The sequence below is a fragment of the Acidocella sp. genome, assembly GCF_036489515.1.
Classification (GTDB): domain Bacteria; phylum Pseudomonadota; class Alphaproteobacteria; order Acetobacterales; family Acetobacteraceae; genus Acidocella.
Genome location: NZ_DASXFO010000040.1, coordinates 40385 through 56383, shown reverse-complemented (window position 1 = coordinate 56383; position 15999 = coordinate 40385). Strand labels below are relative to the sequence as shown.

Annotated in this window: 18 protein-coding genes and 1 tRNA gene; 10 read left to right on the top strand and 9 right to left on the bottom strand. The window is 65.1% G+C overall.

The features are described from left to right. Positions 1-153 precede the first annotated feature (153 nt). On the bottom strand, positions 154-378 hold the full coding sequence (locus tag VGG47_RS06015) for a hypothetical protein (protein WP_331536446.1): 225 nt from the start codon (positions 376-378) through the stop codon (positions 154-156). Positions 379-518: 140 nt separating this feature from the next. Further along, a tRNA-Glu gene (locus VGG47_RS06010) sits at positions 519-594 on the bottom strand. Between the two features lie 110 nt (positions 595-704). Here VGG47_RS06010 and VGG47_RS06005 point away from each other — a divergent pair. Further along, complete coding sequence (locus tag VGG47_RS06005; RefSeq protein ID WP_331536444.1) at positions 705-905, top strand: hypothetical protein; 201 nt, start codon at positions 705-707, stop codon at positions 903-905. On the opposite strand, the gene VGG47_RS06000 is transcribed toward VGG47_RS06005, so the two are convergent. Beyond that, positions 902-1243 (bottom strand): DUF6476 family protein, encoded by a 342-nt coding sequence (locus tag VGG47_RS06000; protein WP_331536442.1) that lies wholly within the window; start codon positions 1241-1243, stop codon positions 902-904. The genes VGG47_RS06005 and VGG47_RS06000 overlap by 4 nt on opposite strands. On the opposite strand from VGG47_RS06000, the gene VGG47_RS05995 reads away from it, so the two are divergent. Both VGG47_RS05995 and rpoH read left to right on the top strand, forming a co-directional pair. Beyond that, on the top strand, positions 1228-2211 hold the full coding sequence (locus tag VGG47_RS05995; RefSeq protein WP_331536440.1) for an RluA family pseudouridine synthase: 984 nt from the start codon (positions 1228-1230) through the stop codon (positions 2209-2211). The genes VGG47_RS06000 and VGG47_RS05995 overlap by 16 nt on opposite strands. A 247-nt stretch (positions 2212-2458) precedes the next feature. Further along, positions 2459-3352, top strand: a complete 894-nt coding sequence (gene rpoH, locus VGG47_RS05990) for an RNA polymerase sigma factor RpoH (RefSeq protein WP_331536438.1) — start codon at positions 2459-2461, stop codon at positions 3350-3352. A gap of 105 nt (positions 3353-3457) precedes the next feature. On the opposite strand, the gene dksA is transcribed toward rpoH, so the two are convergent. Continuing rightward, a complete protein-coding gene (gene dksA / locus VGG47_RS05985; protein WP_331536476.1) occupies positions 3458-3874 on the bottom strand; it encodes an RNA polymerase-binding protein DksA in 417 nt (138 codons plus the stop codon). A gap of 233 nt (positions 3875-4107) precedes the next feature. On the opposite strand from dksA, the gene VGG47_RS05980 reads away from it, so the two are divergent. The 4 genes from VGG47_RS05980 (at position 4108) to VGG47_RS05965 (ending at position 8082) form a co-directional block, all read left to right on the top strand. Beyond that, complete coding sequence (locus tag VGG47_RS05980) at positions 4108-5211, top strand: nucleotide-binding domain containing protein (RefSeq protein WP_331536436.1); 1104 nt, start codon at positions 4108-4110, stop codon at positions 5209-5211. Positions 5212-5216: 5 nt separating this feature from the next. Then, the gene (locus VGG47_RS05975; RefSeq protein ID WP_331536434.1) at positions 5217-5990 is read left to right on the top strand and encodes a glycosyltransferase family 2 protein; all 774 of its coding nucleotides are present in this window, start codon (positions 5217-5219) and stop codon (positions 5988-5990) included. Then, positions 5974-6666 (top strand): TVP38/TMEM64 family protein, encoded by a 693-nt coding sequence (locus tag VGG47_RS05970; protein ID WP_331536432.1) that lies wholly within the window; start codon positions 5974-5976, stop codon positions 6664-6666. The genes VGG47_RS05975 and VGG47_RS05970 overlap by 17 nt, the downstream gene beginning before the upstream one ends. A 132-nt stretch (positions 6667-6798) precedes the next feature. Next, positions 6799-8082: a multidrug effflux MFS transporter gene (locus tag VGG47_RS05965; RefSeq protein ID WP_331536430.1), complete on the top strand. Its 1284-nt coding sequence runs from the start codon at positions 6799-6801 to the stop codon at positions 8080-8082. Positions 8083-8199: 117 nt separating this feature from the next. Here VGG47_RS05965 and VGG47_RS05960 read toward each other — a convergent pair whose 3' ends face one another. From VGG47_RS05960 to VGG47_RS05940, 5 genes are all read right to left on the bottom strand, one after another. Next, positions 8200-8502, bottom strand: coding sequence for a glycosyltransferase (locus VGG47_RS05960; protein WP_331536428.1), 303 nt, complete (start codon positions 8500-8502; stop codon positions 8200-8202). Then, positions 8460-9467, bottom strand: a complete 1008-nt coding sequence (locus VGG47_RS05955) for a glycosyltransferase (RefSeq protein ID WP_331536425.1) — start codon at positions 9465-9467, stop codon at positions 8460-8462. Before VGG47_RS05955 ends, VGG47_RS05960 begins: the two co-directional genes overlap by 43 nt. Then, entirely contained in the window at positions 9464-11032 is a 1569-nt protein-coding gene (locus VGG47_RS05950) for a hypothetical protein (protein ID WP_331536423.1), read from the bottom strand. Before VGG47_RS05950 ends, VGG47_RS05955 begins: the two co-directional genes overlap by 4 nt. A gap of 222 nt (positions 11033-11254) precedes the next feature. Then, positions 11255-11911, bottom strand: a complete 657-nt coding sequence (locus VGG47_RS05945) for a glutathione S-transferase family protein (protein WP_331536421.1) — start codon at positions 11909-11911, stop codon at positions 11255-11257. Between the two features lie 126 nt (positions 11912-12037). Next, positions 12038-12883: an alpha/beta hydrolase gene (locus VGG47_RS05940; protein ID WP_331536419.1), complete on the bottom strand. Its 846-nt coding sequence runs from the start codon at positions 12881-12883 to the stop codon at positions 12038-12040. Positions 12884-12990: 107 nt separating this feature from the next. Between VGG47_RS05940 and folP the strand changes: the two genes are divergently transcribed. Genes folP through thiD form a run of 3 tightly spaced genes read left to right on the top strand, consistent with a single transcriptional unit; the run spans position 12991 to position 15981 of the window. Then, positions 12991-13839 carry a dihydropteroate synthase gene (folP, locus tag VGG47_RS05935; RefSeq protein WP_331536417.1) on the top strand — a complete coding sequence of 283 codons (849 nt, stop codon included), beginning with the start codon at positions 12991-12993 and terminating at the stop codon, positions 13837-13839. Continuing rightward, positions 13823-15196 carry a phosphoglucosamine mutase gene (gene glmM / locus VGG47_RS05930; RefSeq protein WP_331536415.1) on the top strand — a complete coding sequence of 458 codons (1374 nt, stop codon included), beginning with the start codon at positions 13823-13825 and terminating at the stop codon, positions 15194-15196. Before folP ends, glmM begins: the two co-directional genes overlap by 17 nt. Next, positions 15193-15981: a bifunctional hydroxymethylpyrimidine kinase/phosphomethylpyrimidine kinase gene (gene thiD / locus VGG47_RS05925; RefSeq protein ID WP_331536413.1), complete on the top strand. Its 789-nt coding sequence runs from the start codon at positions 15193-15195 to the stop codon at positions 15979-15981. Before glmM ends, thiD begins: the two co-directional genes overlap by 4 nt. Positions 15982-15999: the final 18 nt, after the last annotated feature.

Sequence of the window (15999 nt, the reverse complement as noted above, 5' to 3'; positions counted from 1 at the left end):
ACTACGGGCTGCTAGAATCGCGCAAAAGCTGAGGCGGTCCCGAAGCTAAACCGCCCCTGCCTGTTCAACTGATGCGCCAAGGGGGCGCACAGTAAGCAGCCCCTTCTCCCAGACACCGTAACGTACCGGATGATCGCCTGTTACTGTTGCGCTCTACGAGGACAGTTTTTCCATCCGCTCTGGAACATGATCCTCGGTAATCAGCCCTGCCTCGTGCATTTGTCGGAGCGTGAACGTCAGGTAAGCAGTTGGCGTCTGGCGTCCTACTCCTGTACGCTGGATGGCAGCTGGCTCAGCCGCACGATCTGCCATGTAATTTGCGGCCGCAAGCGTTGCTGCAGCCTGAAGAATAGCCGCCTCGTCCATGAACTTTTTCAATGAAACCTCCCCGTTTGTTTATTGAGCAGTTTTACGCTGCGCGTGGCGATTCGCTACCGGCATCTAGCGATGCTCACGTCCGTATATTGGACAAATATTAGACAAATTTTTGGGGAGAGCCTGTAAGCCATTGATTTAAATGGCGTCCCGTAGGGGATTCGAACCCCTGTCGCCGCCGTGAAAGGGCAGTGTCCTGGGCCTCTAGACGAACGGGACGAGGCAGGAGGGCATTAGGCCAGCGCCAAAATTAATACAACCCACCCCGGCGCAGATTTCTACGTTTTTCTCGGGCCTTCGCCGCCACGCTGAAAGCTCGAACTTATCTCTTGGCGGACGATTTCATGCGTTGGGCAGGGAACCTGCAAAAGCCGAGCGAAGAAAAGACTTCTTTTTGTGAACAAAAAGAAGCAAAAAAACTTTATCACGCTGGGCCATGGGCGTTGTCGCCGACACCGCTCATGGCCCAGCATAGCCAAAAGTTTTTGCGCCGCTTTTTTCAAAAAGCGGCCGCTTTCCCTACGCTTTAAGGCGCCGTGCGCAAAAGCACACTGGTCTGCCCGCTGGCGGGGTCGATCAGCAGCAGCCGGTCGCCGTGCGGCCCGCTGACCCAGACGGCGATTCGCCCCCCTGCCGCGGCGATCCCAGCGATATGCTCGCCCGGCGCCAAACTCGGCGCCACCACGCCGGCCGGCAGCGCGGGCGCCGCTGGCACCGCCAGGGGGGCCATCGACGGCGCGTCGCTCCTGGCATAAAGCCGGTGAATGACCGTGCCGATGACCACCGCCGTGCCGATGACGATCAGCACGCCCAGTATCCCGACCAACGCCTTCAACCCTCGCAAATCACCCTGTGGTTGATCCCGCATCCCCGCTCCTCATAGACCTGACCGCCGGCCCTGAAGACGGCGGCGCTCGGCTCGACAAATTCCTGGCCGAGCGCATCGGCACCATCTCCCGCTCCCGCGTCAAGTGTTTGATCCTGGAAGGACGGCTCAGCCGCGACGGCGCCGTCGCCACCGACGTTTCAGCGACGGTGCAACCCGGCGCCTCTTACCGGCTGCTTCTGCCGGCGCCTGAGCCCGCGACCCCGCAGGGAGAAGAGATACCTCTGGCCATTCTCTACGAGGACGATGCGCTGCTGGTGCTGGACAAGCCGGCCGGGCTGGTGGTCCACCCTGCCCCCGGCAATCCCGACGGCACCCTGGTCAACGCCCTCATCGCCCATTGTGGCGCCAGCCTCACCGGCATCGGCGGCGAGCGCCGCCCCGGCATCGTGCACCGGCTGGACAAGGACACATCCGGGGTGATGGTGGTGGCCAAGACCGAGCTCGCCCACACCCGCCTCTCCGCCGCCTTCGCCAGCCGCAACCTCGACCGCGAATACAAGGCGATCTGCTGGGGCCTGCCCAACCCCGCCAAGGGCACGATCGAGGGTGATATCGGCCGCGATCCGCGCGACCGCAAACGCATGGCCGTGGTCACCCGCAACGGCAAGGCGGCACTAACCAATTACCGAATAATCCGTAATTTCGGGACCGCCGCGGCACTCATCGCGCTACGTCTGGGCACCGGCCGCACGCATCAGATCCGCGTCCACATGGCGCATATCGGCCATCCTCTGATGGGCGACGCGGTCTATCTGCGCCGCCGCCCGGCGGTCGCCAAAACCCTCCCTCCGCTGGCGCTGGGGCTCGCCCTGGATTTCCCCCGCCAAGCCTTACACGCTGAAATGCTTGGGTTTTCTCACCCCATTACCGGCGCAAAGCTCAGCTTCACGGCGCCCCCGCCGGCGGATTTCCTGGCGCTGGAAGCCGCTCTCGACACATGCGCGTGAAACAGGACTGCTATTGTCCCAATTTGATTGACCCTGCGCGACCGCTCCCCATAAACTGCGCCCAACGTGTTGTCTCACTCCGTTTCTCTTCTAACCGGTTCGTTACTGCCTTTTAAGCGGCATGCCGGGCTCACGGTGCTACACAGGACGGGTCCCGACGACAACCTTGGCTTGAATCGCGTTTCGCTATGCTCCTCGCTTTTTCGATCATCGCGAAATTCGACAATTTTTTGGGAGATTCCACCTCATGGCCTCCAATGTTTCTTCCCCCGCCCCCGATGCCAGCCTCACCCGGTACATGCAGGAGATCCGCAAGTATCCGATGCTGGCGCACGAGGAAGAGGAACGCCTGGCCCGGGCCTGGCGCGACCAGGGGGACCAGGGTGCTGCGCATACGCTGGTCAACTCGCATCTGCGGCTGGTGGCGAAAATCGCCATGGGCTATCGCGGCTACGGCCTGCCGGTCGGCGAGCTGATCTCCGAAGGCAATGTCGGCATGATGCAGGCGGTGAAGCGCTTTGATCCCGATCGCGGCTTTCGCCTCTCGACCTATGCGATGTGGTGGATCCGCGCCGCCATCCAGGAATATATCCTGCATTCCTGGTCGCTGGTGAAAATGGGCACCACCGCCGCGCAAAAGAAGCTGTTCTTCAACCTGCGGCGGCTCAAAGGGCAGATGCAGGCGATCGAAGATGGCGACCTCAAACCCGATCAGGTTGCCAGAATCGCGCATCTGCTCGACGTGCCGGAACAGGACGTGGTGAACATGAATCGCCGCCTGTCCTCTCCCGACAACAGCCTGAACGCCCCCATCAAGATGGACGGCGAGGGCGAATGGCAGGATTGGCTGGTCGATGACAGCGACAGCCAGGAAACCGAAATGGCCGATCGCGAGGAACTCACCGGCCGCAAGGCTCTCCTCGCCACGGCATTAAAAACGCTGTCGGACCGGGAGCGCCACATCCTGATCGAGCGCCGCCTGAAGGACAACCCGACGACGCTGGAGGAGCTCTCGCAGCAATACAACATCTCGCGCGAGCGCGTGCGCCAGATCGAGGTGCGCGGCTTCGAGAAGCTGCAAAAGTCGATGAAAACCCAGGTCGCCGAGCAGCGCCAGGCGGTCCAGGCCCGCATGGCCTAAGACCTCAGAAGAAAGCGGCCGCTTTTTGAAAAAAGCGGCGCAAAAACTTCTTTTATGCTGGGCCATGGGCGTTGTCTCTGACACCGCCCATGGCCCTTTTGTTCCCTAATCGTCGCGATGCACGCGCTCCATGCGTTCATGGCGCTCCTGCGCCTCGATCGACAGCGTGGCGATCGGCCGCGCCTCGAGCCGCTTCAGCCCGATCGGCTCGCCGGTCTCCTCGCAATAGCCGTAAGTATCGTTTTCGATCCGCAGCAGCGCCTGGTCGATCTTGCCGATCAGCTTGCGGGCGCGGTCCCGTGTGCGCAGCTCCAGCGCCCGGTCGGTCTCGACACTGGCCCGGTCGGTGATGTCGGCTTCGAGAATCCCCCCCTCGCCGAGCGAAGCCAGCGTCCCGTTGGCTTCCTTGACGAGGTCAGCACGCCAACGCAGCAATTTCTGGCGGAAATATTCAGTCTGCATCGGATTCATGAACGCCTCGTCGTCGGAGGGCCGGTAATCCGGTGGCAACGAAATGAGCATGCCGTCCGTATCCTTCATTGCTTTCAGGCCGATCATGACCGACGGCCCGTTTTGTGCCGGCTTATAGCGACCGGCCCCGGCCAAGCCAAGCGCCGTGCAATACTGCCTGCCCCTTGTCATACCAATTTCAAGCACCTACCTGTCGCTCACGCCTTTTTGCGGTGCAACATCTGGCGAAATCAGGGAGCGCGTGCCATTTTCGACGTCATATTTGGCGACAGAATCACGACAAAATGACTTCCATGATCCCCACCGCGTTGGCCATGACCCTCGCCGACGGCGTGTCCGTATGCGACCGGTTCGGTCCGGGCAGCCGCCTGCGCCTGCACGACGAGGCCGCCGTTTTCGCGCCCGCCGACGTCACCACGCCGGCCAGCAGCTCATTGTCCCCTAACGCCGCACGGAACATCCTGGGTCAGCCCATTGCCTTCCTCGCCTTCGGCAATCAGGCGGCGCCGCCGGACCTCGATGCCTTGGCGCCGATCATGGACATGGTCATCGCCGCCCAGGGCGGCTTCATGGCCACGAGCTTCGCCAATCCCGCCTATGGCCGCACGGTGTTCCAGGGGCATCTGTTCCAGCACGGGCAACTGGTGGTGAACCTCGTCCACGCTTTGTCCGAGCGGCTGAGCGGCCGGGTCGCGCTGATCGCCCACGACGTCACCGCCGCCGGCCCGGCCGCGATCCGCGCCCGCGTCACCGCCGCCCGCGAGCAGGGTGTCGCCCTGGCGCTGATCGACGCCGCCGACTTAAGCCCCCAGGCCACGATCCGCGAGGCAATCAGCGCCCAGCCACTCATCGGCGGCCCCGCCTGGCTGCTGCCCCAAACGCAGGACACGGCCATCTCACCTGGCACGGTGGCGGCGGAAAAAGCCGCCATCCTGTCCGGCGCGCTGGACCGCCAGACTCTCTTCCAGCTCGGCGCCGCCGCCGCGGTGCTGCCGCTCCTGCGGCTCGACCCGGCCGCCCCCGACGCCCTGCCCGCCGCCCGCCTCTGGGCCGCCGCGCAGACGGCGCAAAAAATCATTATTTCCACGTCCGTCCCGCCGGACCGGCTCGCCCCTGGCGTGAGCGGCACCGCCCTCCTCGCAGAAATCGCCGCAGACCTTGCCGCCGCCGGCTGGCGCCGTTTCGTGCTCAACGGCAACGACACCGCCAGCGCAATCCTGGCGCGACTCGGCGTCACCATGCTCGACACCGGCGCACCCGCCGCCGGCCTCCGCTGGCTTCATGCAAAGGGTTACAGTTTTTTACCAAAACCCGGCGGGTTTGGCGGCCGCGATCTCTTCCTTGACGGATTTGAGCCACACATACGCCTTAATGAAACGGCTAGATGAAGCGCATGAACATCGAACCCAAATTCCAGAGCAAACCGGAAACCGCCGCCGACACGCCGCTGATTTCGGTCGTTGTCCCGGTGCATAACGAGGCTCCGAACATCGCGCCGCTGATCAGCGCGATCTCCGCCTCGCTGGCCGGCATCGACCACGAGATCGTCTATGTCGATGACGGCAGCTCTGATGCGAGTCCGAAAGTACTGGCGGAAATCGCTGCTTCTCTCCCCACTTTGGTCCGGGTGCGCCACAAGCAGAGCTGCGGCCAGAGTGCGGCGGTCATCACCGGCGTAAAATCCGCGCGCGGCACCTACATCGCCACGCTGGACGGCGACGGGCAGAACGACCCGGCCGACATTCCGGCGATGCTGGAGGCCGCCCTCAAGGCCGAAGCCTCCGGGCCCAACCCGGTGCTGATCGCCGGCCACCGCACCACCCGCAAGGATTCCGAGGCGAAGCGCTGGGGCTCGCGCATCGCCAACAAGGTGCGCGGCAAACTTCTGAACGACGGTACGCCCGATACCGGCTGCGGCCTCAAACTGTTCCGCCGCGCCGCGTTCCTGGAACTGCCGCATTTCGATCATATCCACCGCTTCCTGCCGGCTTTGTTCATCCGCGCCGGCGGCCATGTGGTCTCGGTGCCGGTGCGCCACCATGCGCGCGCGCATGGCGCCTCGCATTACGGCACCTGGGACCGGCTCAAAGTCGGCATCGTCGATTTGTTCGGCGTCGCCTGGCTGCAGCGTCGTTGGAAGCAACCGCAACTTGACCCAAATCCGTGAGCCCCACGACATGAACCGCCCGAAACCCGCTCTTGCCGCCACCCGCGCCTTAAAGCCGGCCCTGATGGCCGGCGGCATGATCGCGGTGGCCGCCGCCCTGCCGCTGTTCGGCGGCGGCTCGGCACAGAGCACGCTCACCGACATGATCGCGCAAGGCGGCGTGCGCGGCCCGGCGATGTTTCTCCTCCTCGCCACCTTCCTCACCGCTATCGGCCTGCCGCGACAGATCCCCGCTTTCGTCGCCGGCTACGCCTTCGGCCCCTGGTACGGCACCGCCATCGCTTTGGTCAGCCAGGTGCTCGCCTGCAGCCTGGATTTCATCTGGGCCCGCGCCATCGGCCAGGATTTCGTGCGCCGCCGCTTCGGCAAGATGATGACGAAGATCGACACCACGCTCTGCGCCCAGCCCTTCATCGCCACGCTCACGCTGCGGCTGCTGCCGGTGGGCAGCAATATTCTGCTCAATCTCGCGGCCGGTCTCTCCTCGGTGCGCGCCTTCCCGTTCCTGCTCGCGTCAACCATCGGCTTCCTGCCGCAGACCGTGATTTTCGCCGTCTTCGGCCAGGGCAGCGCGCCGAGCCACGCGCATATGCTCTTGCTCGGCGGCGCGATGTTCGCGGTCTCCGCTTTGCTCGGCCTGGTTCTGCTCCGCCGCCGGCCTGCCCTTGGCGCATAAGGACTAAAAGAAAGCGGCCGCTTTTTGAAAAAAGCGGCGCAAAAACTTTTTTATGCTGGGTCATGGGTGTTGTCGCTGACACAGCCCACGAGCCAAGCTCCATTACTCTAGCTCGTAAAGCTTTTTTCACCCTTGGCACTCGATCAACCGGTGGGCTCTGCCCCCTTTTCTGCGGCCGCCTCCCCCGGCGCCAGAATCCCGCATCCGGGCATGGGCTTTCGCGAGTTCGTCGCCTGCCTCGCGTTGATGCAGGCGATCGTGTCTCTGGCCATCGACATGATGGTCCCGGCCCTCGGGCAAATCGGCGCGGCCATGCATCTCGAAGCCGCGAACCAGCGGCAATGGGTGATCACCGCCTTCATGCTCGGCTTCGCCGCGGCACAGCTCGTCTACGGCATCGCCGCCGACCGTTTCGGCCGCAAGCCCGTGCTGCTGTTTGCACTCGGCCTGTACGTGCTGTGCAGCCTCCTCACCGCCGCCGCGCCGGACTTCACCTGGCTGCTCGCCGCCCGCTTCCTGCAGGGCATCGGCGCCGCCGGCACCCGCGTAATCTCCATCTCCATCATCCGCGACTGCTATGCCGGACGCCGCATGGCGCAGGTCAGCTCCCTCACCTTCATGGTGTTCCTCGGCGCGCCGATCATCGCCCCCTCGATCGGCCAGGCGGTCCTGCTGGTCGCGCATTGGCCGGTGATCTTCCTCGGCCTCGGCGCCTACGCCACGCTGATCTGGATATGGGTGGCGCTGCGCCTGCCGGAAACGCTGAACCGCGCGGACGAGCGCGCCCTCTCCATCGCCGACATCACCGCCGCCTTTCGCGTCACCCTCAGCAACCGCATGGCGCTCGGCTACACCCTGGCCATGACCGCCCTGCTCGGCAGCTGGAACGGCTTCATCAACTCCGCGCAGCAGGTGTTCGCCCAGGTGTTCCTGGTGCCCAAACTGTTTCCGTTGATTTTCGCCGGCTGCGCGATGTGCATGGCAGTGGCGGCGCTCACCAATGCGCGGCTGGTGGAACGGCTGGGGATGCGCCCGCTCTCGCACGCCGCTTTGCTCGGCTTCATCGCCATCTCCGTGGTCCAGGCCACGCTCGGCCTGACCGGGCACGACACGCTGCTCCGCTTCGCCGTGCTCCAGGGGATGATGATGTTCTGCTTCGGCCTGCTCGCCGGCAACTGCAACGCCATCGCCATGGAACCGCTCGGCCATATCGCCGGCACCGCCGCCTCGGTGCTGGGCACGGTCTCGATGCTCGGCGCCGCCCTGGTCGGCTTCCTGATCGGCCAGAGTTTCGACGGCACGATCAAGCCACTCACCACCGGCTTCATCCTCTGCAGCCTGCTCGGCCTCGCCGTGGTGCTGGCAGCGGAAGGCGGCGTGCTGTTCCGCCACCGCTCGGTGCCGGACAGGAAGTAAGGAAGACTACTTTTTGTGAACAAAAAGTAGCAAAAAAACTTTGTTATGCTGGGTCATGGGCTGTGTCGGCGACAACGCCCCTGACCCAGCATAACAAAAATTTTTGCGCCGCTTTTTTTAAAAAGCGGCCACTTCCTTCCCCCGATAAACCCGCAAATACCCCCGCACCATCTCCTCCCGCCGCGCCGGTTTTTTGATCCCCCCGGCCAGACTGTCCCAGAGCCCTTCCTCCGTGCAGGCGCGCTGCATCGTCTCGGCCAAGGCCCGTGCGTCGCCGCGCGGAAACAGCAGCCCGTCGCCCCCATCGGTCACACGCTCCGCCAGCGCCCCGGCATCGGCGGCGATCACCGGCCGGCCGCAAGCCCAAGCCTCGGAAATCACCAGGCAGAACGCCTCCCCCAGAGCGAAGGCACCACGCACCAGTCGATCCGCGCCATCCGCGCCGGCAACTGCTCGGGATGATAGGCGCCATTGAACACCACCAGCCGCTCCGCCACCGGCAGCTTTTCCTCTTCGGCCAGGAATTTCTCAATCTCGGCGCGGCATTCCGCCGAGGCGAAGCGGAGATTATCGCCGTTGATTTCCGCTTGAAAACCCAAAAATCCTTCCGCCCGCAACAGGCTGACGGCGCGGAGCAGAGTCTGCAGCCCCTTCGCGTCCACCAATTGCCCGAAAAAGCCAAAGCGGTTGCGCCGCTTCCTGGCCAGCTTGGGTTTAGCGGGCGGCAGGCTCACCTCGTTGGTGACATGGCTGAGCTTGTGCGCCGCGATCCCCCAGTCGACGAAATGCCGGATCATGAAGCGGCTCGGCACCGTGACAGCGTCCACCACCTGCAAATGCCGCTTCATCCACATCTCACGCAGGAAGAAATGTTCCGGCGGCAGCGTGGGCAGGCATTGATGACAGCGCACCGGCGAGGCCTTGCTGCACAGCGCATCCTCGTGCCGGCGCAGCATATGCCCATTGGCGGCGCAGATGATGAGGAACTCATGCGCCGTGAACACGATCCGCGCCGCCGGCAGAACCCGCCGCGTCAGGGTCAGAAAATCGATCCCGAACGTCATGAAATGGTGGAAATGCACCACCTCCGGCGCGACGAGGCGCAAAAACGCCTCGAACGCCTCGGCCAGCAGCGCGCTGCCGCTCTTCTCCCAGCCATGGTCGTATTCCTGGGCGAGGAACAGGAATTCGTTCTCCCGTCCGTCGAAGCCGGTGATTCGCGCGCCGCTCTTGAACATCGCCGGCGTGGTCTGGTCGGCGGAGGCGAGCAGCACCGGCTCGATCTCCGGCACTTCCGCCAAGCCCTGGAACAGCTCGTAGGCGACGGTCTGCGACCCGCCGCGCACCAGCTCCGGATGGTACAGACTCACCAGCAGCACCTTCATGAGTGCAACTCTGCGTGCTCCGGTGCGGGGCCCAGCAGGCCGTTCTGCACCGTGTCTTTCCAGGTCGTGGTGAACAGCCAGCGGTTCACCACCGCAGCCCCCTCGTGCTGCGGCTTGCGCACAGCACCTTTGCCCTCCAGATGCCAGAGCCGCAGATCCTGCAACCAGACCGGACAGCCCGCCGCCAGGCTGCGCAGGCACAGATCCGCGTCCTCGTAATGCCCGAAAATATAATCCTGGCTGAACCCGCTTAAGCTCTCGAACCAGGGCCGCGCCACGGACATGAACGCCCCGGTCACCGCCGGCACGCGCCGGCGCCGCAGAAGCGCCGCCGTCTCCGGCGGCGCGCCCTTGCCGGAATGTTCCACGCGCAACAGCCCGGCGCTACCGAGCCTCCCGCCGGCCAGAGCCGGCAGCGTATCGAGCTCGAAATACATTCCCGCATGCATCAGCGAGCCATCATCGTAATAAAGCGGCGCGCCGAACATCCGCACTTCCGCTTCCGCACGCTGCGCCACCACCTCGTCATGCGCGATGATCCAGTCGGCCTGGCGCGGAAACACGTCGGGGTTGACGATCAGCAGCCGGTCGCTGGCGGCATATTCAGCGGCGACATTGTTGGCGGCGCCGAACCCGGCATTGCCCGCCAGCACCACCACGGTAATGTCGAGCCCATAAATCCGCGCCGCGCGCCGCGCCTCCTTCAGCACCGCCTCGGCGATCCAGAAACTGTTCACCACATAGATGAACTCGTACGCGCCGATGCCTGGCTGCGCGGAAAACATCGCCGCCTGCAAAAACACATATTCCGGCCGCCCATACAGGCACACGATGATGGAGCCGCTATAGCGCCCGCGCGCGCCAAACCGCTCGACATAGGGCGCTGCCACCGCCCGCCGGCTCAGCAGTTTGTTGAAATCCACCAGTTGCGCGCCGATCACCGGCGCGATCGCCGCCACCGCCTCGAAATACGGGTTGCCCAGATATTGCGCGCTGGCGATGTGGCCCAGCACCAGTTTCCGCAGCTCGTGGTCGGCGATCGGCTCCGCCGCCAGCAGAAAATGCGCCTCAGCGCCGGATTTCAACCGCAGCACGACACTGCACGCGCCCCCGGTCAGGCCGCGCGCGGCGAACAGGAACCCCAAAAAACCGCAAGAGTGCCGTCCCCCCGGAAACTCCGCCTCGACATCCTGCCGCCGCAGCCGCGCCAGGGAAGCGCCGTCGAACGAGGTCAGCCAGCCCGAGAGATACAGATCGACGCGCTCCAGCCGGTCGACCGCGTCATCCACCCAGCCGAGCAGGAACACGCCGCCGGCGGGAGACAGTTTCACCACATCGATGGCGCAAAGCGGCGCCTTCACCGTGCCGCGGCGGGCCTCGGGAGCGGCGGTGAACACCACACAATCCCGCTTCAGGCGTTCCGGCCGGGCCAGCAAGCGCCCCTCGTTCCCGCCAAAGCGCTGGAAATGCTCAAGACCCGAGCGGAACGCCCCGGCGGCGACCGCCAGCCGCACATCCGGATTCAGCCGCAGATAGGTCTCCTCGTCGAAGCGCGCCTCCTCCATGCCACCCCACATTCGTTAACGAATCATTACGAATATGGGGTAGTCTCGTACTTTCGATTTCGCAAGAAATTTAAGGCACAAAAAGGAAGGCTACTTTTTGTGAACAAAAATTAGCAAAAAACTTTGCTAATTTGGATCATGGGCGCTGCCGCCGACAACGCCCATGGCCCAGCATAACAAAAGTTTTTGCGCCGCTTTTTTCAAAAAGCGGCTACTTTCCTTTTACTGGCCTAAAGCTTCATATTTCTCGACCAGCCATTCCTGAGGCTCGCGCGCCGCGCCCTCATACCATTCCACCATCAGCGGATGCCGGCGCACCGCCGCGCAATAGGCATGGGCCGCCTCGCCCAAAGGCGGTCGGTAGGCGAGCAGCCGCGCCACCACCGGCGCGTACATGGCGTCCGCCGCGTTGAAGCTGGCACCGAACAGATAAGGGCCGCCGGCGCCGAATGTCTGCCGCGTCTCGGCCCAGAGCGCCTCGATGCGGGCGATGTCGGCGAGGCTCTCCGGCGTCTGGCCAAGACCGCTATAATCCCGTCCGAGAATCATCGGCATGGCGATGCGCAGCGCCCTGAACCCCGCATGCATCTCGGCGGCGATGGCACGCGCATGCGCCCGGGCGATGCGTTCTTCCGGCCACAGCGCCGGGGCGATCTCTGCGCAATATTCGGCGATCGCCAGACTCTCCCAGACGCGTGCGCCGTCATGTTCGAGATACGGCACCATGCCGCTGGGCGAGACCTCTTTCACGGCCTTGGAATTTCCCCCTTCGAGCCGCAGGAAGATTTCCTCCGCCGGCAGACCCGCGAGCCGCACCATCAGCCAGCCGCGCAGCGACCAGGACGAATAGCGCCTTGTTCCCAGATACAGTTTCGCCATGATTACCGTACGCTCCCTCGCTAGAGCGATATTGCTTGAAACCGCATCGCGCAGCGATGCGATTGAGCAATGGAATCGCTCGTCAAAACATAGAGTAGAGCATGGTTGCTGCACAGCAACCATGCTCTACGGGAATCGGCGTACCACGGTAATCTCGTCGTCGGAACCACTCCGGGCAAACCCTCCGGCGCGGCATTCCTCGATGAACGCCAGAATATCCCGCAGCACCGGCGCGTACCAGCGCAGATAGGGGAACAACGAAACCAGAAGGCCGGTATGGCCGATCCGGGCATAGACCCGCGTCTCCACCGGCGCGCCGAACTGGCGCAGTTTGGCGGCGAGGCTTGCGGTATTACGTGGCAGCACCGCCCGGTCGACAGCCCCAGTCAACAGGAGCATCGGGGGCGCAGCGGCATGGGCATAGGTGATCGGCTGGGTGGTGAGCGGATCGTCCGGCCCGGCAAAGATTTTTTGCAGCGTCTGGTCCTGCAGCGGTAGAAAATCATAGGCGCCGGCGAGGCCGATCATCCCTGCCAAGGCCGGCGCGTCGGCCGCCAGCGCCACCATGGCGGCGTTATAGGCACCGGCGGAATGGCCCATCAGAAACAGCGACCGTGCGTCCCCGCCATAACCACCGATCTGCGCCGCCACCCACTGCGTCGCCGCCTTGCAGTCCTCGACGAAATGCGGATAGCCGACCGTGGGCCAGAGACGGTAATCCGGCACCACGACGACAAAGCCCCGCCGTGCCAGCGCCAGCGCCACAAACGCGACATCGCCGCGCGCGCCGGAGCGCCACGACCCACCATAAAAGAACACGATCACGGGGCACTGCCCGAGCGCGCCCTCCGGCGTGTAGATGTCCAGAAGCTGGCGATCGAGCCCGCCGTAAGCAATGCCGCGCGACACCGCGACGCCCGCACGGCGGACCGTCCAGTTCAGCCAATCGATCGGTCGCGGCAACAACCTCATGATCCAGATATAATCCAGCGGCCCCGCCGCACAAGCACGCTGTTTCCTGATCTACAAGGAAGTTCCTTACAATTTTGGCAGATAAAAACTTCGTGCTAGCCAGCCGCATGACACACGCACCCGCGCATTGGGCCGGCTTGTCCCTCGACCGTCCCCTGGTCATGGGCATCCTCAACGTCACCCCGGATTCCTTCTCCGATGGCGGCAAGCACGCGGCGACCGACGCCATCGCAGCCGGCCGGGCGATGCTGGCGGCCGGCGTCGACATCATCGATATCGGCGGCGAAAGCACGCGCCCCAACGCCGTTCCCGTCACGCTGGACCAGGAAATCGCCCGCGTGCAACCGGTGATCGCCGCTCTGGCGCAGGAAGGAGCGGTGATTTCCGCCGACACGCGCCATGCCGCGACCATGGAAGCCGCACTCCAAGCCGGTGCGCGCATCATCAACGATGTCTCCGGCCTGAAGCACGATCCGCGCGCCGCTGCCCTGGTGGCGCAAGCCGGCTGCCCGGTGGTGCTGATGCATATGCGCGGCACGCCGCAAACCATGAACTGCCAGGCACATTACGCAAATTTGATCGAGGACGTGCTGGCGGAGCTCACCGCCACCCGCGACGGCGCCCTTAAAGCCGGCATCCGCGCCGACAACATCGCGCTCGATCCCGGTCTCGGCTTCGCCAAGCTCGGCCCCCAAAATATTTCGGTCCTGCGCGCCACGCGCCGCCTCGCGGCACTCGGCCACCCAGTGCTGATCGGCCTCTCGCGAAAAAAATTCATCGGCGAGGCCGGTCTTGAATCTGACGCCCAAAAACGCTTCCCGGGCTCGCTCGCGGCCGGGCTCTACGCGCTTTCACAAGGCGCGCACATCCTGCGCGTGCACGACGTGGCGGAAACGCTCCAGGCTTTGCGCGTTTGGGAAAGGCTGGTAGCGGTAGACGATGACCCAGAACCCTAAGCGCCGTCTGTTTGGCACAGACGGTATCCGCGGCACCGCCAATACCGCGCCCATGACGGCGGAAATCGCCCTCAAACTCGGCCAGGCCGCCGGGCTGCTGTTCACCCGCGGCGATCACCGCCACCGCGTCATCATCGGCAAGGACACGCGACTCTCCGGCTATATGCTGGAACCGGCACTGACCGCCGGCTTCATCGGCGCGGGCATGAACGTCACCCTGGCCGGGCCGCTGCCGACGCCCGCCATCGCCATGCTGACCCGCTCGCTGCGGCTGGATCTCGGCGTCGTCATCTCCGCCTCGCACAACCCGTACGAGGATAACGGCATCAAGCTCTTCGGCCCCGACGGCAACAAACTCTCCGACGAGACGGAGCGGGAAATCGAGGCGCTGATGGACAGCGACCTCTCCGCCCGCCTCGCCCGGCCGGACCGGCTGGGCCGCGCCTCGCGCCTGGTGGACGCCGCCGGACGCTATATCGAAGCCGCAAAATCTTCGCTCGAACGCGGCCTGCGCCTCGACGGCCTGCGCATCGTGCTCGATTGCGCCAACGGCGCCGCCTACAAGGTCGCCCCCGCCGCTTTATGGGAGCTGGGCGCCACCGTGATCCCCATCGGGGTCGAGCCCGACGGCTTCAACATCAACAAGGAGGTCGGCTCCACCGTGCCGCAGCATCTCTGCGCCGCGGTGCTGGAGCATGGCGCGGATATCGGCATCGCGCTCGACGGCGACGCCGACCGCGTGATCCTGGCCGATGAGCGCGGCGAGATCATCGACGGCGACCAGATTCTCGGCCTGATCGCGCGCGACATGCAGGCCAGCGGCCGCCTGACCGGTGACGGCATCGTCGCCACCGTGATGTCCAATCTCGGGCTGGAACGCTTCCTCGCCGGCCTCGGCCTGACCTTGCGCCGCACCCAGGTCGGCGACCGCTACGTCGCCGAAACCATGCGGGCGGAGCAGAAGAATCTCGGCGGCGAGCAGTCCGGCCATGTCATCCTCTCCGACTTCTCCACCACCGGGGACGGGCTGGTCGCGGCCCTGCAGGTGCTGGCGGTGCTGGTGCGCTCGGGCAAACGCGCGTCGGAGGCCTGCCGCGTGTTCGCGCCGCTGCCGCAGCTGCTGCGCAACGTGCGCTATGCCGGCGCCTCGCCGCTGCGCCTGCCGCATATCCAGGCCGCCATCGAAGCCGCCTCGGCCCGGCTGGAGGCGACCGGCCGCGTGCTGATCCGCGCCTCCGGCACCGAGCCGCTGATCCGCGTGATGGCCGAGGGCGAGGACCGCGCGCTGATCCAGGGCATCGTCGAAGAGCTCTGCGCCACCATCGCGCACGCCACCACCGCCGAAGCCGCGGAATGATGTTCCGCGTCCTGACCATCGCCGGCTCCGATTCCGGGGGCGGCGCCGGCATCGAGGCGGACGTGAAGACCATTTCGGCGCTGGGCGCCTATGCCTGCACCACGATCACCGCCCTCACCGCCCAGAACACGCTGGGCGTCGCGGGCGTGCACAGCGTGCCGGCGGATTTCGTGCGCCTGTCGATGCAGACCGTGCTCGCCGATCTCGGCGCCGATGCCATCAAACTCGGCATGCTGACCAACGCGGACATCATCAGCGCCGTCGCGGACACGCTGCCGGACAACATTCCCGTGGTGCTGGACCCGGTGATGGTCGCCACCTCCGGCGCCGTGCTGCTGCCCGACGCGGCGATCGACATCCTGCGCCTGCGCCTCCTGCCCCGCGCCAGCATCGTCACCCCCAATCTGCCGGAAGCCCAAAAGCTCACCGGCTTGCCCGTCGGCACGGAGCAGGAATGCATCGCCGCCGGCCGCGCGCTGCTGGCACGCGGCGCCCAGGCGGCGTTGATCAAAGGCGGCCATGGCGAGGGCGAGACGCTGACCGACTATCTGGTCACGCCGGGCGGCGTGGAGCGGATCAGCCTGCCGCGCCTGACCACACGCAACACCCACGGCACCGGCTGCACCCTGGCCTCGGCGATCGCCACCGGCCTCGCCCAGGGCATGACGCTGCCCGACGCCGTACGCCGCGCCCGCGCCTATCTGCACGAGGCGATCCGCACTGCTCCGGGCTTCGGGGCCGGACACGGGCCGGTTAATCACCTGGTCGCACCGCCAAATAGGTGAGCGAAGAGGAAGGCTACT

Bases quoted from the DNA above. Each gene is read 5' to 3' on its own strand.
- VGG47_RS06000 (WP_331536442.1), bottom strand. From the start codon at position 1,243: ATGCGGGATCAACCACAGGGTGATTTGCGAGGGTTGAAGGCGTTGGTC.
- rpoH (WP_331536438.1), top strand. From the start codon at position 2,459: ATGGCCTCCAATGTTTCTTCCCCCGCCCCCGATGCCAGCCTCACCCGG.
- dksA (WP_331536476.1), bottom strand. From the start codon at position 3,874: ATGCTCATTTCGTTGCCACCGGATTACCGGCCCTCCGACGACGAGGCG.
- VGG47_RS05980 (WP_331536436.1), top strand. From the start codon at position 4,108: ATGACTTCCATGATCCCCACCGCGTTGGCCATGACCCTCGCCGACGGC.
- VGG47_RS05975 (WP_331536434.1), top strand. From the start codon at position 5,217: ATGAACATCGAACCCAAATTCCAGAGCAAACCGGAAACCGCCGCCGAC.
- VGG47_RS05955 (WP_331536425.1), bottom strand. From the start codon at position 9,467: ATGAAGGTGCTGCTGGTGAGTCTGTACCATCCGGAGCTGGTGCGCGGC.
- VGG47_RS05950 (WP_331536423.1), bottom strand. From the start codon at position 11,032: ATGGAGGAGGCGCGCTTCGACGAGGAGACCTATCTGCGGCTGAATCCG.
- VGG47_RS05945 (WP_331536421.1), bottom strand. From the start codon at position 11,911: ATGGCGAAACTGTATCTGGGAACAAGGCGCTATTCGTCCTGGTCGCTG.
- VGG47_RS05940 (WP_331536419.1), bottom strand. From the start codon at position 12,883: ATGAGGTTGTTGCCGCGACCGATCGATTGGCTGAACTGGACGGTCCGC.
- folP (WP_331536417.1), top strand. From the start codon at position 12,991: ATGACACACGCACCCGCGCATTGGGCCGGCTTGTCCCTCGACCGTCCC.
- glmM (WP_331536415.1), top strand. From the start codon at position 13,823: ATGACCCAGAACCCTAAGCGCCGTCTGTTTGGCACAGACGGTATCCGC.
- thiD (WP_331536413.1), top strand. From the start codon at position 15,193: ATGATGTTCCGCGTCCTGACCATCGCCGGCTCCGATTCCGGGGGCGGC.